Source organism: Streptomyces sp. NPDC058470 (genome assembly GCF_042721055.1).
In the GTDB taxonomy this organism is placed as follows: domain Bacteria; phylum Actinomycetota; class Actinomycetes; order Streptomycetales; family Streptomycetaceae; genus Streptomyces.
In genome coordinates this window covers 12,820-34,664 of sequence record NZ_JBHXMF010000066.1, presented here as the reverse complement: position 1 = coordinate 34,664, position 21,845 = coordinate 12,820, and the positions used below count along the sequence as shown (strand labels likewise).

The following is a 21,845-nucleotide window of genomic DNA, read 5'->3' as shown; positions in this document are numbered from 1 at the left end:
AGAGGCGGTGACCGGCGGCACCTGGAAGGAGCTGGTCGACGACGTCGCGACGGCAACAGAGCTGTCGCAGCACTGGCGGAGCGCATTTGAAGACGTTCCACGGATCCGCTACGTGCCCGACGACGTCTTCGTGCCGGAGCCGGGCACCCCGCGCGCCTATCGGACCGTGGCCCGGCATACCGAGCCCGAGGCGTGGGCAGCGCTGGTCTGCTCGAAGGCCCAGGTCGTCACCCAGCTCACTCCGTCGCCGTTCGACGGGGCACCGACACCGTCGTCGTCCTCCTCCGCTCCCGAGGCTGTCGCCCGCATGCTCGCGCTGCTCGATCCCGCCCCCGGCGCGCGAGTCCTGGACCTGGGCAGCGGCACCGGCTGGACGGCCGCTCTCCTGGCTCGCTTCGGCACCCTCGTGGTGACGATGGAATCCGACCCGGAACTGGCCGCGCAGGTCCGCGCACGCGTGATCGACTGTCAGCCGCCCGTCACCGCGCTGCACGGGGATGCGACGCTCGGGCACCCGGACGCAGCTCCGTACGACGCGGTACATGTCGGCTTCTCCGTCCGTGAAATCCCCGGGACGTGGATCGGACAGGTACGGGCCGGCGGCCGGCTCGTAATGCCGTTCGGCACCCTGTTCTCCAACACCGGGCTCCTGCGCCTGACCGTCCGCGAAGACGGTCAGGTTGCCGAAGGCCGATTCCACGGTGGCGCGATGTTCATGTGGGAGCGCGGGCAACGGCCGAGCTGGGCACAGGCCGTCACCGACGACCCTGAGCGGGCCGCCTCCGCACTCGATCCGCGCACGGTGCTCGCCACAGGCGCCTCTCGATGGGCGGTCGGACTGCAGGTGCCCGGCGTCACCTGGGATCCCGTGCCCGCCGATGGGGACCGGCTGCTACGCCTTTGGTGCACCGACGGCTCCTGGGCCACCGTAGCCGTGGACGGATGGAACAAGCCGGACGGCGTCGCGCAGTCCGGCCCGCGGCACCTGTGGGACGAGGTGAGCGAGGCATGGTCCTGGTGGGACGGGAAAGGGCGACCCGGCCGGAACCGCTTCGGCGTGAGCGCTGACCGCGGCGGCTCGTGCCGTGCCTGGCTCGACAGCCCACGGTTCACGCTCCCCGGGACTCTCGACTCCGCGGCGCACACCCGTCCTGCGACGCCGCTCCCCTCCGGCCGGCCCGACTCGGCTTCAGGACTACGGTGAGGCGGGGGCTCGCAGGGCCTTCCGAGAAGTTCGGCCCCAGTAGCGTGGCGGCTGATTCGCCGAGCTGCCGGAAGATCGCCGATCCGCATTCGATCTACGAAGGCCGCGGATTAGTGTGTGAGCATGTCACGCACAGGTACCGCAGTCCTCGTCGCCCTCCTGGGCATCGCCGCTCTCACCTCCTGCTCGTCGGACAGCTCGGACAAATCCGGCCAGGAGTCGGACAAGCCCATCACCAAGCAGCTCGCCCAAGGCGAGATATCGCAGGCCCTTCCGGGCACCGGAGAGGTCATCTCGGGATGGGAGCCCTACAAGGGCAAGAGGGTGACGTCGGAGGCGACGTACTGCACGGCCTCGGGTGGCACCGCACCGAAGGGCTGGGTCCGTGGCGGCTCCGCATGGTTCGACTACAACGGCTCCACGGACAACATGATGGATGTCGGGATCTGCCTGTACGACTCGGCGGAGAACTCCAAGGCCGCCTACGCGGCGTGGCGGGGCAAGGAGTCGAGCAAGGAGCAGGGCCTGAAGAAGAAGGTGGGGGAGGAGTCCGTGCTCGTCACCAACCCCGGCCTGAGCAAGGACACCGTGTACGCCTTCAGCCGGTCGGGCAACGTCAACATCAGGGTGAAGGTTGAAGGCACGGGGGGCGACAGCACCGGCGCGCAGGATGTTCTGGCCGCCACGCTCAAGCGACTGCAGCAGGTACAGGACGGCGAGCGCCCCACGGCCACTGCCGCGGAGCAGGCCAAGAAGTAACAACAGCGCCCGGCAGCCGGCGTGCGGCGGGCGCGGCGGGCGAGCGGTTGTGGGGGAACGGCGCCGGAAGCCGGCGCGCTGCCCGGGTCTACAGGCCGGGGAGCGGGTCCTGGCCGCGGCGCGCTTCGGGGGATCCGGGCGCGGCTGAGGTGGCCTGGGGCGGCGTCAGGGCGGGCGAGGGCGTGGCCGCGGGCTCGGCGTCGTCCTTCGCGCAGGGGCACCGGCACCACCACACACACGGCTCGCCGCCGGGGCGCAGGATGAGGGTGGCCGCCCTCCGGCCACGGTGGCTGAACACGGTCTCGGTGTTGTCGCAGACGTCGGGGCCGCCCTTCTGCCGGTGCATGCACCACTCGCACCGTCCGTTCAGACAGTTCCAGCAGGTGCCCCGCTCGCACATCGCCCAGCGCCAGAACCCGAAGGCGTACCCGTCGTCGATCAGGCGGAGGTGCTTGGGCCAGACGTTCGCGCGGACCCAGGCGCCCTCGTCTTCGCCCATCGGGGACGGGTTGGGCACCGGGTCGACCAGGCCGAGGTGGAGCATGCGGTGGAAGGGGAGGCTCTGTACGCCGCGGACGACCTCGCGCTCGGCCGCGGTGAGGATGCGCTGCGGCCGCCGCAGCACGCCGGTCACCGCTCGGCCCGGGGCGAGGCCGCCGCGATGCGAGTCGCGTTGTCCATGTCGGCCTCGCTCTGCGGGGTGCCGCCGCCGTTGACCAGGAGGTAGATCTCAGCCTCCTCGGCTGCGGTGGCGACCTTGGCCATCGCGACCGACAGGTGGGCGCGGTTGGCGAACTTCAGCCGGGCCGGCTTGGCCAGGCCCGAGAGGCGCACATACGGGCCGTCGTCGGTCTCCTCGGTGGCCGTTACGTCGTCCTGGGGGAACCAGGTTGCGGGTACGGCCAGTTCATCGTCGTACCAGAGGTAGGCGGTGGTGATGCGCTGCTTGCCGTCGATGCACACGTACATGGCCTCGCCGCGGTCGGTCGGGTCGTAGCCGTTGGCTTCCTTCCACTCAGGCGTCGTGCGGTCGTTCAGGATCACCACGCCGGTCGGCGTCCCCGTCAGCCACGACCGGATGAGCGCGACGCGCTGGTCGTCGGTCCACACGTCGCCGCGCTGGTAGTCCGGATCGAGGTCGAGTCCGAAGGTGCGGCGGAAGCTCGTCGCGATTTCGCGGGGCGAGCGATCCGAGGTGCGCAGGTTGTGGTGCTCGAGCGGGTGGGCGGTCTGGCGTGTCATGTACGGCTCTCCGGGATGGTGAGGCAGGGCGATGGCCCTCTGGCGGTGGCCCGAGACGGATGTCCCGCAGCTGGCCGGGGGAACGCGTGAGGACTCGGCGACATGAGATGGGCACGAGGCGGCGCGAGGAGGTGCATTCAATGTACCCACAGGAGGGGGGAGACGTCAAATAATGAGGGTCATCGGAGGGTGCGAGCGGCCCCGCCCTGTTGTCGCCGGCGGCGAGGCTCGGCCTGCCGGGATGGAGTACGCGCTCCCGGCGCCGAATCTGGCAGGTGCGGCGCAGTAAAGCCGAATGCCTCCACCAATGCCTCTACCCGTGGAGGCATCGCGCGGTACGGTGGGTGTATGCCGAAAATCTCTGTGGATCTCAGCGAAGAGGAGCTGTCCAGGGTGAACGAGCACGCTCAGCGCCTGGGCGTGTCCACCCGCTCCTGGGCGAAGCGGACGCTGGTCGACTCCGCCAACAAGGCCCGCTTCCTCAGCGCTGCGCGCACCGCCGTGCCCACAGCACTGGAGGCCGTGAAGGACGCGCCCGAGGGCATGCGGTGAGCCCGATCGTCTACGTCGACCCTGGATGGCTCCTCGACATCCAGGAGGAGGCCGCCCCCCGGAACATCGGCATCGCCGACTGGGGGGCGCTCCACTGGACAGGGAGCGCGCACCGGTACGAGCAGATCGCCGGGCAGCCGTACTACGAGGATGCTGCCTCCCGGGCGGCCACATTCCTGCACCATGCCCTGGTGCTGCGCCCCTTCGATGACTACAACCTGGTCGTCGGCTACGCGGCCGCCGACGCCTATCTCCAGATGTCCGGGCACGCCGTCACGGTCAAGCCGGACGCCCTCTGGGCGCTCGCCGGAGCGGTCCGCGCCGGTGAAGAAGACCTTCGCGGAGTCGCACGCTCCCTTCGGTCCTGGACGGCCTGACTTCCGCCTTCCGTGTGCCGGAGGGGGAGGCCCGCGCGGCCTGGGCCCTTCCGGCGGGGCAGCACTCCGTCGTCGCGGGCGACGGTGGGCCAAGACGAGGAGCGCTGCCGTCCGCTTAGCTCGTGCTCGTCAGGCGGAGGCTGCAGCAAGGGCGGCGAGTGGTGAACGCTGTCCCTTCTGGACGGCGCGGAGGGTGTCCCAGCCGATCTCCGGGTGAGCGGTCGGAAGGCCATCGACATCGCTCGTGCGGAACAGGGCGACGTCGACGGCTCCGGCACGTGAGGTGCCGAACCGCACCTCGACGGAGTCGGCCGGCCTGATCCATCCCAGACGCAGCATGTGGTCGAAGTCGGTCCTGCGGACGGACAGTCGCCGCGCGGCCTGGTCGGGCCCGAGCGGGGTGTTGGCGGCCACCAGCTCGGCGAGGTCATCGCGGGCGCAGACGACGTCCACCTGCTCGGGGTTGACCAGGGACCCGTCAGGGTTGGTGCTGAGATCGGTGAGCAGTCGCAGGTCGATCAGCCTGCGGACGACGAACGAGGTGACTGAGGCCTTCTCGCCGATCGCATTCGGCGTGCCGAGCGCCTCGGCAATCCGGTCCGCCGCGGCGCCACCGGAGATCGGCGTGCGCGAGAGCGCTCCGCGGATCGCGTCTGGATCCATCACCTCCACGGTGCTCCGAGACCACCGCTGAGCAGGCAAATCCGGCTCCGGAACCAGCCCGCAGTGCCGCGCCCACCGGAAGGCCGCCACAGGGACCTTCAGTCGTTTCGCCGCCTGGCCGTCGTCGTACTCACTTCGTCGCGCCATGGGGATCCCCTCTCGATCGCCGCACATCTGCGGCCGGAACATGACAGAACACCTAAAAGGGTGTCAAGGGCACTGCAGAGAAATAGATCAGGGCACGCCGGGCTTCACGCCCGATTCGGCGACGGCCGCCCGATGTTCCCTTCAGTGGCCGGCGCCGAACTCCTCGCGGGGGTGTTGCGAGGCACCGCAATACCCCCGCGAGGAGTTCGGCGAGCGGGGCCCGCCGGCCGATCTCGGCGCGCGTCTACGGGGCAGGCAGTCGTGCCGGTTGGAGAACCTGCCACGCACGACGCTCCGTGCAGACCACGCTCCTACGGCCCCCGGCAGCGTTCACGGGCCTTGGGTCAGATCGCGGCCCGATAGCACGGCACGTCGCCTACCGGAGATACCGCCGGGCACGGTTCGGCCGACCTCAGCGCCGTACCGGCGGCAGCGGTCTATGCGACTGCGATCGGCTGGATGCGATGGAAATCGGAGCGAGTCGTGCCGAGCTCGTCGTCGTCCAGGCCGCACGTACGGCAAAGGCGCCGGGTGTCGCCTTCACCGAGCGGGGGTGCGATCTCGGCGAGCAGGGCGCCGCACCGGGCAAAGCGCGCGCTGTCGATGCCGTAGGAGGGATCTTCCAGGTGGACGACGATGCGGCGGTCGTCGCTCGCCCGGTACCAGATGGCCATCACGCCGAACTCACCGCCGTGGAACTACTGTTGGCGATGTCAGGGAGGACGATCTCCTGCCACCGCTCACCGTCCCACACCTGCCAGACCTCAGCCACGGGCTGGTACCGGGAGAGCCCGCGGGCCAGCTGGCCCATGTACGGGTAGTCGCCCCTGGCGAGCCAGACGGCAGGGACCTTCGCCTCGATGATGTGCTCGGTGTGCCCGTCGGCGTCGAGCCCGCGCACCAGGCTCGTCCGCTTCCGCGCGTACTGCTTGGCCGTACGGGCCAGGTCGTACTCGTCGATGAGGTGGTCGTACACCTCCTCCTCGCTGATCGGTTCGCCCTTCCAGCGGCAGGTGCGCGTGAACTCGGCCATTCCCTGGCGGCCGGTGCGGTCTGCCGGGGTGAACCAAGTGCCGCCGCCGCGACCATGGTTCTCGATCACTCCCACCAGAGCACGGCCTTCCCGCACATTCGCGCTGAACGCAACGCCGCAGCTCATGGTCACCTGATGCAGGCTGGTGATCCGGTAGCGCGTGTGCGGCACTTCGAGGCCGGTCAGCGGCAGAGGGGTCAGGTTGGTCACGCAGTCTCCTTCTGTTGAGTGCACTTCGTTACGTCCTCGCTAGGACGGATCGGGGGAGAGGCTCCGCAGAACCGGCAGGATGGCCGACCGGTCGATGGCCTGGGGCAGGACGAGCGTGCTCTGGCCCGCGTCGATCGACTTCGACACGATCTCTGACAGCAGGCCCGGCGCGATCGGGGCGGAGAGCTCGGCGATGAGGCCGCATCCCTGGTCCGGGACGATGAGGACCCAGTGCCCCTTCGCGATCACCCGCTGGACGAAGTCGAGGGCCCGCCAAAGGTCATGACCCGGCGGGCAGGTCAGGTCTTCCACGATTCCGTCCTCGTAGACCCGGTGGACGGTGATCTCGACCGGCAACTGCTCCATCACGCTCTCCTCGTCGTCAGGGTGCGCGGGGCGCTCCCACCCTCACGAGTTCAATGTACCTGGAGAGTGGGTAACAGTCAAAGTTTAAGGGTCAGCTCTATGATCCATTTACGTTGACGGACACCGCCGTTCTATGTACATTAAAAGTGTTCCGGTGTTCACTGCACCGGGTCCCGCCCTCGCCGAAGGAGCCAACCTGCTGTACGCCGACGAGAGCAGCGCCGACGAGTTGGAGGCCATCCTCACTCAGCGCCTGGACGTCGATCTGGAGATGGCGCAGATGAACGCCGAGGCCGATGCCTGGCACGCCGTACGTGACCGCGGGTTCTGCAACCACGGATCCGCTATCGGCTACCGCCACCCGCCTGTGCACGAGGTGCAGAGGCTCCTCAAGCCCGGCCAGCTGATCTGCACCGCCGGATGCGACACCGTCTTCGCCGACGAGGAGGACTGGAACGCCCAGCTCGTCGACCCGATGCTCAACCCCGTGCCGCTGCCCAGCTGTTCCACTGCCAGCGAGAAGCCCGGCTCCGGCGCCTGATCAATCGTCCCCTGCTGCGCCGCCTCACCCCGGCATGCCCAAGCGCCATCCCCGAACGGAGGCCCTGTGCCCATCTATCTCGACAACCCCCACGAGTACAGCCCGCGCGGGCCGGACGGCCAGGGGTGGAACAGGCTCTCGCTCAACGCCCACTTCGACACCCCCGCCCACTGCGGGCTCCGGCCGATCCGATTCGCCTCGCTCTTCGAAGCCCGCACCGGTCGTCAGCACTGGGGCGGTTTCGAGCGGTGCATGGGCTCGAAGCTCGCTTCACGGCACGTCCCGAACGCCTCGCCGGAAACACCGCGTGTGCAGTGCGGGGCCTGCCCGGTCTACCAGAACGCCCGCGAGCATCCGACGCTCCCGAACTGGCCTGGCCAGTCCGTGCTGCTGCTCGGCCGCGTAAGGGACTGGCCGCGTACCCCCGGAATGTGGATCGCCGACCCGGCCGCCGGCCGCAGCAGCGTGCATCTGCACACCTGGCAGGGGCAGGACACCGGCGTCGCCGTCGACTGGCCGGACCTCGCCATCGCCGCCGAGATCCGCATGACCTGGCAGTTCCAGGACCCGGACGGCGATGCCTTCTGGATCGTCCGGCTCAATCCCGGCGCCGAGCAGACGGCCGTCCACACGAAGAACTACCGGGACCACACTCGGCACGTGCTGTACGCGCCCGGCGCCCGGCGCCTTGCCGGGGTGAAGTGCCACGGGGCGTGTGCGCACGAGGACTGGCACCTGCGCCACCTCGCCGCCGACCTGGCCGACCTCGACGACGCCATGCCCGCCAGCGGGGCCGCCGCGGCACCGGACCTGCCCGAGCGCCTGCCCGGGGTGCCGGCCTTCGCGCTGAGCCGCGACGGAGACAACGCCACGATCACGCACACGGCCAGCCGCGACTTCGACGCCTCGACCATGACCGTCAACGCCGAGGTTCCGCCCTCACCCGACGTCACTGCTGCGCTGCTCGCGCACATCGCCCGCGTCGCCGCCTGGTAGAGCGCCACGGCCGTCGCGATCACGCGACGGCCGGCCGACGGAGGCGGCCACCTGGGCCCTTGCCGTGCGGTGTTGGCGGGGACGGTCACGGGGCCAGGGCGATGCGCTCGTTCCAGGGCGTCAGTTCAGGCTGACGCCGCGGTGGTCGTAAAAGCGGATGTGCGTTTCGCTCTCGGTCTTCTCCAGGGCTTGCTGCAGCCTCCCCAGCAGTTCGGACTGAGTGCGCTCGCTCAGGTCGACCTCGAGGACGCTGCCGCTGGCGAAGAACTGGAAGGAGCCGCGTACGTCCGGATCCTCGTCCCAGGGTTCGATGAGGAAGCCGCGGAAGGCGTCCTTGTCGCCAGGGCTGCGGTAGTCCTCTCCCTGCGCCAGGGCTTCGCATATCGCGCGCAGCTCATCGTGGGCGACGAACACCGATGCGTTCTTCACCCGGGGACGTCCCGCGCGCGGGTTGGACTCGGACTCCCGCAGGGTGGACGTGAACGAGAGCACCACCCCTGCCGTGATCGGCTCGACGCCGATGCTGTCGATCTGCTCCTCGAATGTGGCCACGATCTCCCCTTTTCGTCGCTGTCTGGTCGGCCGCTCCATGAGCGGCGTGCCCATGCTGACAGACCGTGCCGACACCGCAGTTGCGCTGCTCAGGGCACTGCTCCACCGGTGCAGCAGTCCCTCGACGGGGTGAGAACCTTCGAAGGGCCAGCATCGGCGTCGAGCAGGCCGCTACTCTGGGCGCGGTGCGTCCCAGGGGACGCGCGCTCGTCGGCTTGACCCACCGTTGGCCGTCCTGAGTGAACCGAGCCGGTGCTCGGCCCCGGAGAGCAAGTGCAGCTTTCGCGCCCGGCCTGTCGGTCCTGTCGGCGCATCGAGGTGGGCGGTGCGATCTGCGGGACCGTGTTCAGGAGAGCGCCATGCCGACCACTCCCCGCACGTCACCCACCCACTTCTCGCGGATCGCCCGCCGGCTCAGCCGCGAAACGGGCATGGGCTACCAGAAGGCCCTGACGACCGTGCAGGAGAACGCCGACCGGATCATGCAGCAGGGCCCGCGGCTCGACGCCGCCGGCTGCGACATGGCGTTGCGGCTCCTGCTGCAGCAGGACCTCGAGTTCTGGGGTCCGGGGATCGGCGCGCACATGTGGCCGCAGCAGTACCACGCGGTCTCGATGGAGCTGCTGCACTCCGGCCTGTGCATGGAGGCGATGAAGGCGGCCGACCGGGCGCGCGACCAGGACCAGCCACAGCCGTGCGGAAGCACCTTCGACCCGTCCTACCTTGCCGCGGCCGGGGTGGAGCCCTTGGACTACGGCGCCCCCGAGGAAGACGACGACTGGGAAGACGAACCCGAGGAGGTCGACCAGGCGCTGCTGGAGCCGGTCGACGAGCCGGACCGGTGGCGGCGCCATGTGCTCACCCAGGGCGTCCGGCCCGTCTACCGGCTACCGGACGCTCATAGCCTCCTGCCCGCCGTCCGCGAGGAGTTGCTCCGCCTCGCGCCGGATGAGGCACGCGCCCGCCTGGAGCAGTTGCACGCGGAGCAGCCCGCGGCGGCCGAGGCGTACGTGGTGAAGGCCGAACTCCATCTCGCCGCCGCAGGCGAGGCCGGCCTGGAGCGGGACCACGATGTGTTGGACGCAGCGCGCCGGTGGTACGAATGCGCGGTCGCCGTCGCCGAGGTGCCGCTCGCCTTCCCGATGTACGACGGCGGGGTGCTCCTGTGGCGGGAGGAGTCCAACCGGCCGCTGCTGCGCGGGTTGTACGGGCTGGCGCGGGTCGCACACGGGCAGAGGCGGTGGAACTGCGCGGAGATGATCCTGATGCGACTGCTCTACCTCGACCCCATCGACGAGCAGCAGGCCGGCGTCCTGCTGAGGGAGGTCCGCGCCGCCGCGGGCATCGCTCAGCCCGGCGAGACCGCCTGAAGTGGATTCGGCCATGTCACACAGCGCGCCGTCGGAGCGGCTTCCGCTCGGCGGGTGCTGCTTCTCCCCGTGGCATCGTGAGCGGACGACGCTTGCGGCTCGTGGCGAACCACGGCTCGTAGACCGGCTGGGAGATCGTGCGTCGGCCCTCGGGCAGCCGCGGGCGCCTGGCCTGTGCCCCGCGCACCACTTCGCCGACGAGGATCTGCGGCGTGGCGATCGCCTCGGGGGAGGCGTCCAGTGCCCGCGCACCGGGCATGATCCGGCCTTCCAAGGGCGGTGCGGGATTGAGGGCCTGGAGGATCCGAACGGCAAGGTCCGCAGGCACCCAGTCCAACCGTAGATCGACCGCGGTTCCGGGGTGGTTCAGGCGGGCCTTCACACGGCACATGGTCCGTTCCCCCTCCACCTGGTGATTCACCGACGCGTATGACTGCAGGCGGTCTGGGCCGCCGGCGACAGCACCCGGCCCCAGCGCGGGCAGCGCCCGCTCAAGGCGGGCGTTCAGCCGGGTCCGGGCCGCCGTGTGCTGCTCCTCAAGCCGCTTGTGAAGCATCGCCGTAGTCCACACATTCAGGTACGCGGGCAGGAACTTGGTGACGATCCTGCGCGCGAGCCAGGTGGCCGACTGGTCGAGTCCGACGCCGATCGTCGGAGCACGGTCGCCGTAATACTCCCGCGGGTAGTGGCCGTCGACCGTGAGGCGCCGCCCGGCTGCTCCGGAGAGGTTGGGGGTGAGGCGGGCGACGTGGACGGCGAAACCCGCGGGGTGGTGCAGGGTGAACGACCCGTACACGTTGACCCCGGCCGCGGCCGTCCAGCCTCCGCCCTGGATGTCCTCGGCGTTGAGGATGTCGGCCACGGCCCGGCCGCGGGCGGCGAAGTCGTCGTGCGCCTTCTGCATCCGCTGCTCGATGACGTTGCTGTGCATGATCTCCACTCCATGGGCGGGGTACGGCGGCGGACTCGGGGCCATCAAGCGGCCTCGGCCAGCAGGTCTTCGCGAGGGCTGCCGGGGACCAGGGAGAGCAGCTCGCGCTCGCGGGCCCGATGGCGGCGCGCATTGCGCTCTTCGATGGCCAGCTGCTGCTTGACCTCGTTCAGCGACCGCCGTGCGTCTGCGCGCAGGCTCGGGACGTTGGCCTGCCCGGCGGCCAGGCGCAGTGCGGCCAGGTCCTTCCGGCGCAGGTAGTGCAGCGCCAGCGCGCGGACGACAGCTGCGGTGCGGCGCTCGGTGGCGTACGGCGCCGAGCCCCGGGACGGCACCCTGGCGCCGATCGTGTCCGGGGCGGTGGGAGTGATGTCGTCGCTCGTGTCGTGGTCCCACTGGCCGCACAGACGCACTCCGTTGACCACGGGCGCGTGCGCCCGCTCGTCCTCGTAGTAGCGGTCGCTGGCGTGGCCGTAGGCGACCCAGATGCCCTGCGGGATCGGCTCCGGCCGGTACCGGTTCGGTCCGACGGTGAACCGCCCGAAAACCCGGGCGCCCGTCACCTCGTAGACGACGCTGCCCGCGACCTCGGCGTTCACCGCAACCTCGCGCACCGTGATCTGCCCGAGCGGACCCCGGCGGGGATCTTCGATCTGCAGCTGCACCGGCTCGGGATCCGGCGCCTGCACGGCACGCGGGCGGCGGCGCAGAATGCCGGCCAGCGCACAGAGCCGCTGACGTACGGCCCGGCGCTCCTGCTCGAGCTCGACAGCCTGGGCCTCCGCCGCAGTCGCGCAGTTGCCCTCGTGCTCGGCGTACTCCGCTGCCTTCTCCTGCGCCGCCGTCCTCATGCGGGCACGCCGATCGGGCAGGCTGCGCCAGTGCGTGACGATGGCGAGGATCACGGCCTCGGTGCGGCGCCGCGTGCCGCGGGTGAGCTCATGGTGAATGCCGTTGCGCAGGCCGGCGGCGTAGCGGCCCAGGAACCAGCCGGTCGGCAGGTCATCCGGGTACAGGTGCCCGGTCCAGCCATGGACCCGGACGCCGTGCACCACCGGCTCGTCGGGCCGGTGCTCGCGGTAGAAGCTGCCGAGCGGCTCAATGCCGTCACCGAACTGCACCGCGACGGTGGCCGGCAGAATCGGACCGTTCGCGATGTGTTCCGGCACGACCACGAAGGTCCCGTGGACGTGCGGAGCACGCACGACGTAGCGGACGCGGCCGCGCTCCAGGACGGTGACGCGCGCTGAGGCGGAGCCGATGCCGGGCAGCGGCAGCTCCACGCGCTCGGTGAGATGGCGGACGGTCAAGGAACTCCTCTGCTGTACGGGCGACTTCGGTTCGGGGCGGCGCCAGATCACTGCAGGCGCACGCCCCCTCTCAGGACTGAGCGACCTCGGCTGAGGACGGCAGGGTGACGGGGGACGGTGTTCAGGGCGTCTGCGGGGGCTTGCGCGTCCGCCAGACGTCGAGTGCGGCCCAGGGCCGCGTGACTGCCAGGGCCGCGAAGAGGGCCCACTCGCGCACGCGATTGCCGAGCCAGCGCTTGTGGTTGTGCGGCAGGAGCAGGTCCTCCACCCACGTCCCCAAGCGCTCCCAGGGCCGGAGCCGACCCGTGGCGTAGCCGAAAGCGAGCAGGGCGAGGACTGCGAAGGCGATCACGCTGCGCCCTTCGCGTACGGGTGCTCACTGATCACTTTGCGGATCTTGCGCACCGACGGAGCGTCATGCCATTTCGGGCGATCAGGCGTGCGAGCAAGGCCGGCACGGGCCCGGCGGGCCGAGCCCGGTACGCAGCTCCAGGTCAAATCGAAGCGCCACTGGGTTCCCCGCGAGGGGGCGTCGGAGGGAAGGGTGTCCCGGCCGATGACGATCTTCAGGAGCATCTCGTCCGTTCCGTGCGGCGTCCAGGTCCGCGCAGAGCGCCAGCCGTGTGCTTCGGCGTGCGCGAGCAGCTCCCGGACGGTCTTGGGCAGTTCCCACCCGTCCGGCGTGATCGCGGCCAGCTTCCGCTCCGCCTGGGCCAGTTCCATCTGAAGCCTCTGTGCGCTCGTCTTCCATTGATCGCGTTCGGACTGGGCGACGTCCGCATTCCACTCGGCGGTGCGCAGCCGTCGCATCAGCTCCAGCGGCGACAGGTCGCGGTACTTGGCGAACACTCGCGTCTCGTCGGCCGTCTGCGGTCGGTCGTGGAACTCCACGCGATCGACGGTGCCGTCGGGGTGGATGACCCTCGAGACTCCGGAGAGGGGGTACTGCGTGGCGATGGCGGACTCCCTTACAGAGCAGCAGGACAGCCGGGCGAACCCGTCGGGTGAGATGGCCGGCGATCTCCCTTGACCGGGACGGCCGAGGAAGACGTCCAGCGGCGCGACGCATTGCGAGAGGAAGACAGGGCGGGGGTGGCAGGGATCGAACCTGCGCTGCCGGCTTTGGAGACCGTCGCTCTGCCTCTGAGCTACACCCCCGGGGGTTGGCGATCGCGCCCCGGATGCCGGGGCCATCGCCTCTGGGCACCGTTGGACGGCGCGACAGCGGTCAGGCAGTGCTCCTGCAGGGACTCGAACCCCGATTTCCGGCTCCGTAGGCCGGCGTCCTTTCCGTTGAACGACAGGAGCGGCGCGCACTGCGCAACTTGCTTACCCTCGGCGGGATGTGAACCCGTGATCTCCCGGTTGAGAGCCGGGCGAGAAATCCACTACTCCACGAGGGCGTGTCCGGCGTCGGCGCGGGGACCAGATCAGGTTGGGTCCGCGAGGACCCGTCCATCACCTTCCCCGGCCGAGGGCCGGTCCGTTTTGCGGACCTCCCCAGGTGCTGCAAACGGATGCGTGTCAGCTAGGCCGGATCCGCGGGGAACTTCACCTCCCTGCTGACACTTTGTGAGCGGACGGGACTCGAACCCGCGACCACCCCAAACGGGGTCTCTGCCACTGAGCTACCGCTCCAGGGGAAGCGTCCTCCCCCCTTCAACCCGACCGAGGATCAGTCGGTCTGGTCCGATTGATGTGCTGGCGTGTGCCCTGCCGGAGCGCCGGTGGGTGGAGTGCGCCAACACGTCGCGACTCGTGGGGAGTTGAACCCCCGCCTCGAATGCCGTCAAGGCCAGCTCCGGTAGCTGCGAGCCTGCCGTACGGTGCGGATCGGCCGCGTCCGCGTCGCCGTACGGCGCCTGCGGGGTTGATCACCCCCGCTGACTCTTCTAATTTACGACACCGGAACTCATGTGTCAAATTAAAAGGGTCATCAGGTGGTGAGGGGTGCCTCTCCGACGATGAGGCCGGCGGCCGCCGAGCGGCGCCCGGCTAGCTCAGGTCGTACACGAACAGCCAACCGGGCTCGACAGGTTCTGCGTGCCCCACGAATGCAGCGGCCCGCCGCAGGGCCTTGTCCCGCTTGGGCGACGGGGTGAACTTGCTTACGGGCTTGCAGCTGCCGGGCTCGAAGCTCACGACGTCGGCCCCGATCAACACCCGAGAGGGGTCCCGGTCGCCAGAGACGGTGAAGAGCTGCACGTCCTCGGTGTCACTGGCCGGGCCCTGAGTGCGGCGCAGGTCCTCCAGGCGGTCATAGACGTGCTCCCAGTCCGCCCCGGGCAGCTCAGCGCCGTACACGGCAAAGAACGAGTGGTCCAGGCTCATCGCGGCTCCTCCGATCTCCCGGTTCCGCCGGGTACGGGGCGGCGGGCGGGTGCCGCCGCAGCGGATTCGTCAGTCCTCGGCTGCGTCGCCGAGACCATCACCGCGGTCTTCGCAGTCAGGGCAGTCGTCGTCGCAGCGCTCCTGGACGCCGACGCTGTGGACGCGGCAACGCATGCAGGGCTCGCGGGTGAACGTGACGTCGCCGTCCTCGTGCGTCTCGCCGTTGTAGTCGTCGACGGCGATGCCCTGCGGTTCGCGGCAGTGGCCGCAGTTGACTTCTCCCTCGCGGTACAGCATCAAGCCGCCTCGGCGGCACGGCGGGCCTGCAGGTCACGCACGACGGCGGCGATGTACTCGGGGTCGCTGGTGTCGGCGTCGACGAACTCGTCGTGCACGCGGGCGACCATCTCGGCGATCTCCTCGACGTCCGCCTCGAAGTCGGACCGGTCCCATACGTCGTAGGCGCACCCGAGGAACCCCTGCGCGTACGCGTCGGCCGCGTTGCGGGCATGACCGGTCCAGAAGTAGCGCGACCAGTCATCAGAGCGGATGCCATTGATGTCGTACTCGTCCCCGGTGATCTTCACGCCCTTGAGCGCGTAGCCGCGCGTCCAGGCATCGGCGTCGGTCTCGCCGATGAAGTCCGAGGACACCCACATCACGGAGTAAACGGGCCGGTTCCACGCCTTGAACTGGGCGTCGGTGGCGAGGTACCGGTGACGGCCCTTGCGGGGGCTACGGGCCGTGACGCCGACCTTGCCCCACTCGCGGGCGGACAAGTTGACCAGGCGACCCTCGAACTCGAGGTGCACGATGGCCCTGTGAGCGGCGTTCCACTCCTCGGTGTTGGTGTCGTCGGCGATGGCGTGGGCGATGTCCTCGTACGTCACAGGCCCGTCCTGGGCGCTCATCCATGCGTAGGCAGCGTCAGCGGGCTTCAGGTTGGGCATGGTGCGAGGTCCTCACGGTCTCTAGCGAACTGGGGGAATGTCGTCGACGCGGGGTGCCTGCCGCGGGCGCGTGGGCGCGGCTCGGGTCGCAGGCGCGACCTCGTCGTCTGGGGACGGGCTCGGCGTCCTCGCGGTGTGCGACCGCCGCATGGGTGCGGCAGTCGCCTGGTGGCCCGAGGGGGATTGCACCCCTGACCGTCCCCCGGCTTGGGGGCCGCTCTACTGACTGAGCTACGGGCCTGCCGGGCAGGTCGGGTCGGCCGCCCTTCACTGTCCGGCGTCCAGAAGGTCGATCACCCCTCTTGACGCTTATTATTTTACCCACAATGGGGGCATGTGTCAATTTAAAAGGGTCAAGCGTGGCGTTGTGAGCCCCTCCTTGACGGCTGCCAATCCGCGGGGAAGCAGGGGGGATGGCCTCGACTGTGAGTGAACTGCGATTACCGTCGAAGGAGTTCGTCTCTGCCGGCCGCTCGGCCTTGTGCTACCTGGGTTCTGCCAGACCCACCCGAGACCAGGAGAAGGCCTCGCGGCCGTCCAGGGCGGGCGACAATGACGTCCGGCCCCACCCCACCGGAAGCGAGCAGCTGCTCGCCCCTTCAGCTACGCCCCGCAACGGGAGGAACCGCATGGGACGCTGCATCATCAAGGCGACACACGACGAAGACCTCTACCTGGAGTGGTCCTCGGTCGTTGACGCGTGCACCAGGGTCGGCACCCGTGCCGAGTTCCTCGCCTTGGGTCATCGGCAGGATGCCCTGGACCGTGCGGACCGTACCGGCACCTCTGACCGCGTCGCGCAGCTCGGCGGCTGGGACGATGAGCCCCTCGGCGTCGGGACAACTGAACACCGGCAGCACGAAGGGCCTCTGATCCTCAATCGTGCCGATCTCGCGGCATTTGCGCGGCACCTCGCCGCCGGCGACTCCCGGCAGGCCGAGAACCTGCTGATCCCCGACCCCGAGCCCTGGGGCGCGACAGCCTGACCACGTCCGAGGCCCGGCCGCGCGCCCTGGTCCGCCGCTGGCGGGTTACTTGCGCGGCGGGGGATCCGTCTCGGTGTCTTGCCTGATCCCGAGGGCCTCGGCGACTTCGTCGAAGACCTCGGGATCGATGGGCGGCCGGGCGCCATCGGCCGGCCAGTCCAGGTCGACGAAGATCGGGGTGTAAGGGGTCGAGCGCGGCTCAGTGGCGGGCAGGTCGAACAGGAGAGTGCGCTGCCCGCTCGTTTCGGCGAGGAGCCGGGCGAGGTCGCCCGCGTCCGTACGGGTCTTGCCGGCGCCTCCGGGCCGGATGTGCTTCTCGCTCAGGAGCTGCCGCGCCAAGTTCTCCAGGTCCGGGATCCGGCCGGCGGCGCTGCGCGGGGCGGTCAGGGCACGGGCCTGGTCAGAGGTCATGCCGGTGGCCGCGACGAGGCCGCGTACGGAGTGGTCGGGCAGTGGGCCCGCAGCGAGTTCGTCGAGACGGTCGGTGGCAGAGTTGCCGGGCTCGAGGCCGAGGAGTTCCATGGCCCGGTGTCGCTGGGCGCCGGCCGCCGCAGCGACGCGCTGAATGTAGCCCTCCAGCCGCTCGGCGGGGCGGGGCAGGGGGGCGGCGGGGATCCGGGCCGGGAGGCGGGGCTGACTGCCGGATCGGGCGGCGACGGCAGCTCGGGCCTGGTCCAGGGTGATGCCCGGGTGTGCCCGCTTGTACGCACGTACGGTGCGGTCGAGTTCCCGGTTGCGGGGGTTGGTCATGGCGTCTCGCGTCCTTGTCCGGCCTGCTGCCCCACACGCGTCGGCCGTCCAGGAGGAGGGCATGACGAGATCGCTCGCGCGAGTCTCAGACGTCTGCGGTCCCCTGCGGCGGTGTGGGCGTCGAGGTGGTGGTGGACCGGGCGCGGCGCGGTTGCCCTTGGAACACACGCCATCGTAACGGCCCGGCCGGCCCCGTGAATGCAGGTTGCCGAAGCCCGAGGCCCGCCCCGGCTGCCGCTCCCGAGCCGGCGGGGGCTGCGATGTCCGTGGTTGCCGCCGAGGGGCATCGCGGCCGCGACGTGGACCTCCGGACTGGCGGGGCACCTCAATAGCGACCCTGAAAAGTTGTCACATGACCTTATGGGGAGTACATTAGCGAATGTGGGTGTGCAAGCACGCCGCCCACCCTCTTCAGGAGCTTCATGAATCGAGAGTCCCGCATGGTCACGTTCTCCAAGAGCGAGTGCGCTCGTTCCGTGGTTCGCGAAATCGAGGCGTCGATCGAGTCTTTCGTGGCGGAGCGTAAGGAGGCTTCCGGGCTGAATGCGCAGGACCTGGACCAGATCGTGGAGTCCTTGGAGCTGATGCGTGCCGACTGCCTCCAGTTCGCGGAGCACTGGACCGACGAGGAGCTGCGCCTCCGCGTGGCAAGCCACGCAGAGGAGCTTCTCGGGCATCCACGGGGCGTCCTCGCTAACTCCCCGGAGCGGTTCTGGGCGTCAATGAGGCAGATGTCCGAGCCCGCTCGCTAGCGTCCGCGCGCGGCCGGGCGGAGCGCGGCGCCGTACCTGCCGCGCAAGGTCGCCACCCCGTCACATGACCCTTAAAAGTTGACGTAAACCCTCTCGTGGGTTAATATAAAAGGGTCAGCGGGGGGGATCGACCCCGCAGGACGCCGGACAGTCAGGAGCGGCCGCATCGGGTCGTCCGGCAGGTCCGCAGCTACAGGAGCTGGCCCTTGAGGCATCGAGGGCAGGGGTTCAACTCCCCTCGGATCGCGATGTGCTGGTGTGTGCCCCTCCAGAGGCGACGTCCCCGTTGAGAGGGTGTGCACCGGCACAGCAGAACGAACCCGCCCGGTTGATCCCCGGCGCGGGTTGAAGGAGGGAAAGCGCGCCCTCCGGGACTCGTGGTGTCAGCAGCACGCCCCCGTGTGGGGGAAGAGCGGGAGCAGTACCCGCAGAGTCCACGACGTGCCAGCGGAAGGTGATGCTTCCCCCGGCGGATCCGGTCCGCTGGCACGCGTCGCCCGAGGCTCCTGGGGAGGAGCCGACGGCGGCCCCGCCCCGGCCGGGGAAGGTGACGAGCAAGCCCTCACGGGCCCTACCTGATCCGATCCCCGGCCGACGGCGGGAAATCCACGCCCTCGTGGAGTAGTCCGGCTCAACTCACCCCACTCTCAATGGGGAGACCGCGGGTTCAAATCCCGCCGAGGGTACGCAGAACGTTCACGCAGGCTCTTGTCGTCCATAGGTAGGGCACCGGGTTGTCGACCCGGGAAACGGGGTTCGAGTCCCCGCAGGAGCGCTCACCGCTCGCCTCACTCCGAGGAGCGGTGCCCCCGGCCCTGCCGGGACGGGACATGCGACCCGTACGGATCCCCCACGCCGTGCACCGACTCGCTTCCCGTCCCGGCAGCCCGCCACGCCCAGGACCTGACCTCCCGTGCCCGCGTCCCGCACAGTGCGCGAGCCAGGGGGCATCACCCGGACCTGAGCCGGCCGAACCCGCAGAGGCCGCGGCCGCGCCACCCGAACCGTCCCGGCGACGGCCCACTGGGTGAACCGACCGTGCTGGGATGAAAGGAAGCAGGACATGGAGCTGGCCGACGGCCCGTCCGAACCCGCACAGTTCACGCCCTCGCTGCGCGTGGAGCGGTTCGACGAGGTGGTGCAGTACGACAACGCGATGACGGCCAGGCCGCCACAGCGGACGTACGAGAAGGTATGGCAGGGGCAGTGCGGCCCGGACTTCACCGTCGAGGACGGGGAGGACAGCTACCGCGTCCGGCCCGTCCGGCTGCGTGTCCGCTGGTTCCAGGACGGCGATGCCACGCCCCGCTGGAACAGCATCGAGGTAACCGGCCATGAAGTCCTGCCCGACGAGAACCTGCGGCGCCTTCCCGTCCGGGAGATCTGGACGCGCTACCACGCCGAGCTGGGTCAGGTTCCCGACTGGTTCCTCCAGTTCGTAAGTGCCAACTCTCCGGCCCCGCGGACTGCCCCGGAGGGCTGACACACAACGTGGGCCAGGACCGACCGCCTTCGCGGCGGGCTTGGCCCTTCCCGGCTCCTGTCGTCCATGGGTAAGACACCGGTCTTTCAAGCCGGGAAACGGGGTTCGAGCCCCCGCAGGAGCACCCGCCCGTACCGCCGTCCACGTAAGGAGCGCCCCGTGGCCCGTTACCGCTGCCGGCCGAACGCCATGCTCGCCGCGCCGATCGTCACCCTGCCCACCGCGATCGCCCGCCACCTGTGCGCCGACCTCCTGAGCAGGCCGGATCCGGCCTGGCACAGCCTGGCCCACATGGTCACCGCCCAGCTCCTCCCCGGCAGCGCCCGCCACACCCTGACCCTGTCCCCGCGCGACCTCCAGGACCTGCTGGCCGTTCTGCTCGACATCTCCATCGACTTTTCCCACGGCACGCTCACACCCGTGACGTGCGGCTTCGCCGAAGCCGACATCCACGAGGCCATCGACCTCCACCAGCACCACTACGGCCCGCTTCTGGACTACTGACCCTCTGCCAGGCCGGCGCGCCCTCCCCACCCCGACCGGCGACACCACAAACCCCGGAGACCCGCCATGGAACTGCGCCAGCTCAGCGCCCCCGCCGACCCGGGCTTCCGCCTCGACCTCGACGGCACCGCCCGCTTCCTCCACGAGGGTTACACCGTTACGGTCCAGGGGCGCCGCGCCACTGCTGAGGACGCCTGGTGCTATCACGACCCGCTGGACAGCCACGATGTCGTGATTGCAGGCACCGTGACGTTGGAAGGCGTAGATGTGGGCACGGCCTACGCCATCGCGAACGAGCGTGACGCCCATGGCATGCGGCAGGCGCTGGAGGAGGTTCTGCGTGACGCCGTTGACGACGTCCGCCACTCCGTCGCCCGCCTGAGCGCCCGTGTGGAGCAGATCGACCACAAGCACCGCGCGCAGCAGCCGTAAGTACGAGCTTCTCCACCTTCACCCCCCTGACACCCCAAGAAAGTGAGCCGCATGGGAAACGCATCGAGGCCCGGAACCGTCGTCGTCCGCGAGATCGACCACGACCCGTTCGCGGTAGCCGGGGAGCAGTACGTCGTCCGGGAGCTGGTCTGGAACGGCATCGCCGGCCGTTCCTACGATCTGGTGCGCCGCAGTGACGACCAGGTGCTGACCGAAGACCAGTCGTTCGACTTCCACCCCACCGACGCGCAGATCGCTGCGGTGCTCCAACAACACGGCCTCGACGCAGATCTGGAGACGTGCAAGATGTGCCGGAAGGAGATCCTTGTGGCCACCGCGCGCCGGTACGACAGCGGGTGGGTGGGCACCTGCTGCTGGGACGAGAGGTTGCGCATGACCGCCTGAGAACGCGTCGTCGTGCCAGGTTCTGTGTACTTTGCAAAGTGCCCGTCGCCGCGCCGTCCCGTGCCCCGGCCGTCGCTGGTGCGCTGCTCCGTGCCGCCCTCTGTCCACAGGCTTGCGCTGCCAGGGTTGGCGCATGACGTTGCCGTTGGAAGAGGACTCGAGGCCGCCCTACCTGCAGGCCGCAGAGGTGCTGCGCACCTCTATTGAGGTCGGGCAATATGCCCCCGGAAGCCGTCTGCCGTCGGCGCGGGTGCTTCAAGCGCGCTTCGGCGTCTCCAGTTCAACTGTGCAGAACGCGCTGAGAGTGCTAAAGCGGGAGGGGTTGGTCTACTCCGTTGTCGGGCGCGGAAGTTACGTTTGCGGCGTACTCCCTGCCGCACGGTTGGCAGGCCAAATGGGGCGTCTCGGCGCTGTGAGCGCGGTAAGTGATCCGGAGCATGACCCTAGGCCCCCGTACGTCAGGACGGCGGAATTCCTCCGGGAAGAGATACTGTCTGGCGCGCTTGAACCCGGCGATCAGATTCCTTCTGCGCGGGTGCTCCAGGAACGTTTCAAGATCGCCAATTCGACTGCGCAGCACGCGGTGCGTGTGCTCAAGCGAGAAGGTCTGGTTTACGCGGTTCAGGGGAAGGGAGTGTTCGTTCGCGGCGCCTTGCGGGAGGACACCTCCGACGGGCCAGAGGTGTCCATGGAACTGCTGGACGGATCCTGTGAACCCGCGCCAACCGGATGCGGACCGAGCAATGAGTCCGTAGTCGCCGAACTCGCTGCTGCCGAGCGTCGCCTAGCCCGAGCTGCCGACGCATTCCGTGCCGCTGGTGCCGAGGTGGAGATCCTCAGTCGGGAGGCGCTGCGGCGTGGGCTGCTCCCCCTGGCCTCCATCCATCGGCCGGAGTAGGCTCCCGCCCCGCCCCGCCCCGCCCGGCGCCGGCCCGCCTCGTCGGCCGCCTCGGTCGGTCGCCGTACGTCCGGTCGGCTGGTCTGGTCTGGCGCACCTAC

The 21,845-nt window shown here is 69.6% G+C and carries 29 protein-coding genes and 7 tRNA genes; 17 read left to right on the top strand and 19 right to left on the bottom strand.

What is annotated here, in order from left to right:
• The first annotated feature begins 7 nt into the window (after positions 1-7).
• Complete coding sequence (locus tag ACFWP7_RS35535; RefSeq protein ID WP_384390350.1) at positions 8-1,204, top strand: protein-L-isoaspartate O-methyltransferase; 1,197 nt, start codon at positions 8-10, stop codon at positions 1,202-1,204.
• 123 nt (positions 1,205-1,327) lie between these two features.
• Positions 1,328-1,963, top strand: coding sequence for a hypothetical protein (locus tag ACFWP7_RS35530; RefSeq protein WP_384390347.1), 636 nt, complete (start codon positions 1,328-1,330; stop codon positions 1,961-1,963).
• Positions 1,964-2,051: 88 nt separating this feature from the next.
• Here the strand turns inward: ACFWP7_RS35530 and ACFWP7_RS35525 are convergent, their stop codons facing one another.
• Both ACFWP7_RS35525 and ACFWP7_RS35520 read right to left on the bottom strand, forming a co-directional pair.
• Complete coding sequence (locus ACFWP7_RS35525; protein ID WP_384390345.1) at positions 2,052-2,588, bottom strand: DUF6248 family natural product biosynthesis protein; 537 nt, start codon at positions 2,586-2,588, stop codon at positions 2,052-2,054.
• 5 nt (positions 2,589-2,593) lie between these two features.
• Positions 2,594-3,205 (bottom strand): DUF262 domain-containing protein, encoded by a 612-nt coding sequence (locus ACFWP7_RS35520; RefSeq protein WP_350248672.1) that lies wholly within the window; start codon positions 3,203-3,205, stop codon positions 2,594-2,596.
• A 348-nt stretch (positions 3,206-3,553) separates the two neighbouring features.
• On the opposite strand from ACFWP7_RS35520, the gene ACFWP7_RS35515 reads away from it, so the two are divergent.
• Complete coding sequence (locus ACFWP7_RS35515; protein WP_350248673.1) at positions 3,554-3,757, top strand: hypothetical protein; 204 nt, start codon at positions 3,554-3,556, stop codon at positions 3,755-3,757.
• Positions 3,754-4,134, top strand: coding sequence for a hypothetical protein (locus tag ACFWP7_RS35510; protein ID WP_350248674.1), 381 nt, complete (start codon positions 3,754-3,756; stop codon positions 4,132-4,134). Before ACFWP7_RS35515 ends, ACFWP7_RS35510 begins: the two co-directional genes overlap by 4 nt.
• A gap of 129 nt (positions 4,135-4,263) precedes the next feature.
• Here ACFWP7_RS35510 and ACFWP7_RS35505 read toward each other — a convergent pair whose 3' ends face one another.
• From ACFWP7_RS35505 to ACFWP7_RS35490, 4 genes are all read right to left on the bottom strand, one after another.
• Entirely contained in the window at positions 4,264-4,797 is a 534-nt protein-coding gene (locus ACFWP7_RS35505; protein WP_384390340.1) for a hypothetical protein, read from the bottom strand.
• Between the two features lie 584 nt (positions 4,798-5,381).
• Entirely contained in the window at positions 5,382-5,618 is a 237-nt protein-coding gene (locus ACFWP7_RS35500; protein WP_384390337.1) for a hypothetical protein, read from the bottom strand.
• The gene (locus ACFWP7_RS35495; protein WP_384390334.1) at positions 5,618-6,187 is read right to left on the bottom strand and encodes a hypothetical protein; all 570 of its coding nucleotides are present in this window, start codon (positions 6,185-6,187) and stop codon (positions 5,618-5,620) included. The genes ACFWP7_RS35500 and ACFWP7_RS35495 overlap by 1 nt, the downstream gene beginning before the upstream one ends.
• A 39-nt stretch (positions 6,188-6,226) precedes the next feature.
• On the bottom strand, positions 6,227-6,553 hold the full coding sequence (locus ACFWP7_RS35490; protein ID WP_384390331.1) for a hypothetical protein: 327 nt from the start codon (positions 6,551-6,553) through the stop codon (positions 6,227-6,229).
• Positions 6,554-6,707: 154 nt separating this feature from the next.
• On the opposite strand from ACFWP7_RS35490, the gene ACFWP7_RS35485 reads away from it, so the two are divergent.
• Together ACFWP7_RS35485 and ACFWP7_RS35480 are read left to right on the top strand one after the other, a co-directional pair.
• Entirely contained in the window at positions 6,708-7,094 is a 387-nt protein-coding gene (locus ACFWP7_RS35485; RefSeq protein ID WP_384390329.1) for a hypothetical protein, read from the top strand.
• A gap of 66 nt (positions 7,095-7,160) precedes the next feature.
• Positions 7,161-8,090: a hypothetical protein gene (locus tag ACFWP7_RS35480; protein WP_384390327.1), complete on the top strand. Its 930-nt coding sequence runs from the start codon at positions 7,161-7,163 to the stop codon at positions 8,088-8,090.
• A gap of 120 nt (positions 8,091-8,210) precedes the next feature.
• Here the strand turns inward: ACFWP7_RS35480 and ACFWP7_RS35475 are convergent, their stop codons facing one another.
• A complete protein-coding gene (locus ACFWP7_RS35475) occupies positions 8,211-8,642 on the bottom strand; it encodes a hypothetical protein (protein WP_384390325.1) in 432 nt (143 codons plus the stop codon).
• A gap of 359 nt (positions 8,643-9,001) precedes the next feature.
• Here ACFWP7_RS35475 and ACFWP7_RS35470 point away from each other — a divergent pair, with 359 nt between their 5' ends.
• Complete coding sequence (locus ACFWP7_RS35470; protein WP_384390322.1) at positions 9,002-10,012, top strand: hypothetical protein; 1,011 nt, start codon at positions 9,002-9,004, stop codon at positions 10,010-10,012.
• 16 nt (positions 10,013-10,028) lie between these two features.
• Here the strand turns inward: ACFWP7_RS35470 and ACFWP7_RS35465 are convergent, their stop codons facing one another.
• The 11 genes from ACFWP7_RS35465 to ACFWP7_RS35415 all read right to left on the bottom strand — a co-directional run bounded on the left by ACFWP7_RS35465 (position 10,029) and on the right by ACFWP7_RS35415 (position 15,774).
• On the bottom strand, positions 10,029-10,943 hold the full coding sequence (locus tag ACFWP7_RS35465; RefSeq protein ID WP_384390320.1) for a hypothetical protein: 915 nt from the start codon (positions 10,941-10,943) through the stop codon (positions 10,029-10,031).
• Between the two features lie 44 nt (positions 10,944-10,987).
• Positions 10,988-12,253 carry a hypothetical protein gene (locus tag ACFWP7_RS35460; protein WP_384390318.1) on the bottom strand — a complete coding sequence of 422 codons (1,266 nt, stop codon included), beginning with the start codon at positions 12,251-12,253 and terminating at the stop codon, positions 10,988-10,990.
• Between the two features lie 121 nt (positions 12,254-12,374).
• Positions 12,375-12,605: a hypothetical protein gene (locus tag ACFWP7_RS35455; protein WP_384390316.1), complete on the bottom strand. Its 231-nt coding sequence runs from the start codon at positions 12,603-12,605 to the stop codon at positions 12,375-12,377.
• The gene (locus tag ACFWP7_RS35450; RefSeq protein WP_384390313.1) at positions 12,602-13,144 is read right to left on the bottom strand and encodes a hypothetical protein; all 543 of its coding nucleotides are present in this window, start codon (positions 13,142-13,144) and stop codon (positions 12,602-12,604) included. Before ACFWP7_RS35450 ends, ACFWP7_RS35455 begins: the two co-directional genes overlap by 4 nt.
• Positions 13,145-13,340: 196 nt before the next feature.
• A tRNA-Trp gene (locus ACFWP7_RS35445) sits at positions 13,341-13,411 on the bottom strand.
• A gap of 78 nt (positions 13,412-13,489) precedes the next feature.
• A tRNA-Arg gene (locus tag ACFWP7_RS35440) sits at positions 13,490-13,561 on the bottom strand.
• 22 nt (positions 13,562-13,583) lie between these two features.
• Positions 13,584-13,656: transfer RNA gene (locus ACFWP7_RS35435), tRNA-Glu, on the bottom strand.
• A 592-nt stretch (positions 13,657-14,248) separates the two neighbouring features.
• Positions 14,249-14,584 (bottom strand): hypothetical protein, encoded by a 336-nt coding sequence (locus ACFWP7_RS35430; RefSeq protein ID WP_384390310.1) that lies wholly within the window; start codon positions 14,582-14,584, stop codon positions 14,249-14,251.
• Between the two features lie 69 nt (positions 14,585-14,653).
• Positions 14,654-14,881, bottom strand: coding sequence for a hypothetical protein (locus tag ACFWP7_RS35425; RefSeq protein WP_384390308.1), 228 nt, complete (start codon positions 14,879-14,881; stop codon positions 14,654-14,656).
• A complete protein-coding gene (locus ACFWP7_RS35420; protein ID WP_384390305.1) occupies positions 14,881-15,534 on the bottom strand; it encodes a hypothetical protein in 654 nt (217 codons plus the stop codon). The genes ACFWP7_RS35425 and ACFWP7_RS35420 overlap by 1 nt, the downstream gene beginning before the upstream one ends.
• Positions 15,535-15,700: 166 nt before the next feature.
• A tRNA-Ala gene (locus ACFWP7_RS35415) sits at positions 15,701-15,774 on the bottom strand.
• A gap of 389 nt (positions 15,775-16,163) precedes the next feature.
• On the opposite strand from ACFWP7_RS35415, the gene ACFWP7_RS35410 reads away from it, so the two are divergent.
• On the top strand, positions 16,164-16,520 hold the full coding sequence (locus tag ACFWP7_RS35410; RefSeq protein ID WP_384390303.1) for a hypothetical protein: 357 nt from the start codon (positions 16,164-16,166) through the stop codon (positions 16,518-16,520).
• A 45-nt stretch (positions 16,521-16,565) separates the two neighbouring features.
• On the opposite strand, the gene ACFWP7_RS35405 is transcribed toward ACFWP7_RS35410, so the two are convergent.
• Entirely contained in the window at positions 16,566-17,270 is a 705-nt protein-coding gene (locus tag ACFWP7_RS35405; RefSeq protein WP_384390301.1) for a hypothetical protein, read from the bottom strand.
• 422 nt (positions 17,271-17,692) lie between these two features.
• On the opposite strand from ACFWP7_RS35405, the gene ACFWP7_RS35400 reads away from it, so the two are divergent.
• The 9 genes from ACFWP7_RS35400 to ACFWP7_RS35360 all read left to right on the top strand — a co-directional run bounded on the left by ACFWP7_RS35400 (position 17,693) and on the right by ACFWP7_RS35360 (position 21,744).
• Complete coding sequence (locus ACFWP7_RS35400) at positions 17,693-18,022, top strand: hypothetical protein (protein WP_384390298.1); 330 nt, start codon at positions 17,693-17,695, stop codon at positions 18,020-18,022.
• Positions 18,023-18,632: 610 nt separating this feature from the next.
• Positions 18,633-18,708: transfer RNA gene (locus ACFWP7_RS35395), tRNA-Glu, on the top strand.
• An 18-nt stretch (positions 18,709-18,726) separates the two neighbouring features.
• Positions 18,727-18,797: transfer RNA gene (locus ACFWP7_RS35390), tRNA-Asp, on the top strand.
• 288 nt (positions 18,798-19,085) lie between these two features.
• Positions 19,086-19,505 (top strand): hypothetical protein, encoded by a 420-nt coding sequence (locus ACFWP7_RS35385; RefSeq protein ID WP_384390295.1) that lies wholly within the window; start codon positions 19,086-19,088, stop codon positions 19,503-19,505.
• Positions 19,506-19,558: 53 nt separating this feature from the next.
• A tRNA-Glu gene (locus ACFWP7_RS35380) sits at positions 19,559-19,629 on the top strand.
• A gap of 35 nt (positions 19,630-19,664) precedes the next feature.
• On the top strand, positions 19,665-20,009 hold the full coding sequence (locus ACFWP7_RS35375; RefSeq protein ID WP_384390292.1) for a hypothetical protein: 345 nt from the start codon (positions 19,665-19,667) through the stop codon (positions 20,007-20,009).
• Positions 20,010-20,075: 66 nt separating this feature from the next.
• Positions 20,076-20,441: a hypothetical protein gene (locus ACFWP7_RS35370; RefSeq protein ID WP_384390289.1), complete on the top strand. Its 366-nt coding sequence runs from the start codon at positions 20,076-20,078 to the stop codon at positions 20,439-20,441.
• 51 nt (positions 20,442-20,492) lie between these two features.
• Positions 20,493-20,846 carry a hypothetical protein gene (locus tag ACFWP7_RS35365; RefSeq protein ID WP_384390286.1) on the top strand — a complete coding sequence of 118 codons (354 nt, stop codon included), beginning with the start codon at positions 20,493-20,495 and terminating at the stop codon, positions 20,844-20,846.
• 133 nt (positions 20,847-20,979) lie between these two features.
• Entirely contained in the window at positions 20,980-21,744 is a 765-nt protein-coding gene (locus ACFWP7_RS35360; RefSeq protein ID WP_384390283.1) for a GntR family transcriptional regulator, read from the top strand.
• The last annotated feature ends 101 nt before the right edge of the window (positions 21,745-21,845 follow it).

Bases quoted from the DNA above. Each gene is read 5' to 3' on its own strand.
- ACFWP7_RS35425 (WP_384390308.1), bottom strand. From the start codon at position 14,881: ATGCTGTACCGCGAGGGAGAAGTCAACTGCGGCCACTGCCGCGAACCG.
- ACFWP7_RS35500 (WP_384390337.1), bottom strand. From the start codon at position 5,618: ATGGCCATCTGGTACCGGGCGAGCGACGACCGCCGCATCGTCGTCCAC.
- ACFWP7_RS35430 (WP_384390310.1), bottom strand. From the start codon at position 14,584: ATGAGCCTGGACCACTCGTTCTTTGCCGTGTACGGCGCTGAGCTGCCC.
- ACFWP7_RS35470 (WP_384390322.1), top strand. From the start codon at position 9,002: ATGCCGACCACTCCCCGCACGTCACCCACCCACTTCTCGCGGATCGCC.
- ACFWP7_RS35405 (WP_384390301.1), bottom strand. From the start codon at position 17,270: ATGACCAACCCCCGCAACCGGGAACTCGACCGCACCGTACGTGCGTAC.
- ACFWP7_RS35360 (WP_384390283.1), top strand. From the start codon at position 20,980: ATGACGTTGCCGTTGGAAGAGGACTCGAGGCCGCCCTACCTGCAGGCC.
- ACFWP7_RS35530 (WP_384390347.1), top strand. From the start codon at position 1,328: ATGTCACGCACAGGTACCGCAGTCCTCGTCGCCCTCCTGGGCATCGCC.
- ACFWP7_RS35385 (WP_384390295.1), top strand. From the start codon at position 19,086: ATGGAGCTGGCCGACGGCCCGTCCGAACCCGCACAGTTCACGCCCTCG.
- ACFWP7_RS35490 (WP_384390331.1), bottom strand. From the start codon at position 6,553: ATGGAGCAGTTGCCGGTCGAGATCACCGTCCACCGGGTCTACGAGGAC.
- ACFWP7_RS35420 (WP_384390305.1), bottom strand. From the start codon at position 15,534: ATGCCCAACCTGAAGCCCGCTGACGCTGCCTACGCATGGATGAGCGCC.
- ACFWP7_RS35370 (WP_384390289.1), top strand. From the start codon at position 20,076: ATGGAACTGCGCCAGCTCAGCGCCCCCGCCGACCCGGGCTTCCGCCTC.
- ACFWP7_RS35410 (WP_384390303.1), top strand. From the start codon at position 16,164: ATGGGACGCTGCATCATCAAGGCGACACACGACGAAGACCTCTACCTG.
- ACFWP7_RS35515 (WP_350248673.1), top strand. From the start codon at position 3,554: ATGCCGAAAATCTCTGTGGATCTCAGCGAAGAGGAGCTGTCCAGGGTG.
- ACFWP7_RS35505 (WP_384390340.1), bottom strand. From the start codon at position 4,797: ATGGATCCAGACGCGATCCGCGGAGCGCTCTCGCGCACGCCGATCTCC.
- ACFWP7_RS35400 (WP_384390298.1), top strand. From the start codon at position 17,693: ATGAATCGAGAGTCCCGCATGGTCACGTTCTCCAAGAGCGAGTGCGCT.
- ACFWP7_RS35365 (WP_384390286.1), top strand. From the start codon at position 20,493: ATGGGAAACGCATCGAGGCCCGGAACCGTCGTCGTCCGCGAGATCGAC.
- ACFWP7_RS35520 (WP_350248672.1), bottom strand. From the start codon at position 3,205: ATGACACGCCAGACCGCCCACCCGCTCGAGCACCACAACCTGCGCACC.
- ACFWP7_RS35465 (WP_384390320.1), bottom strand. From the start codon at position 10,943: ATGCACAGCAACGTCATCGAGCAGCGGATGCAGAAGGCGCACGACGAC.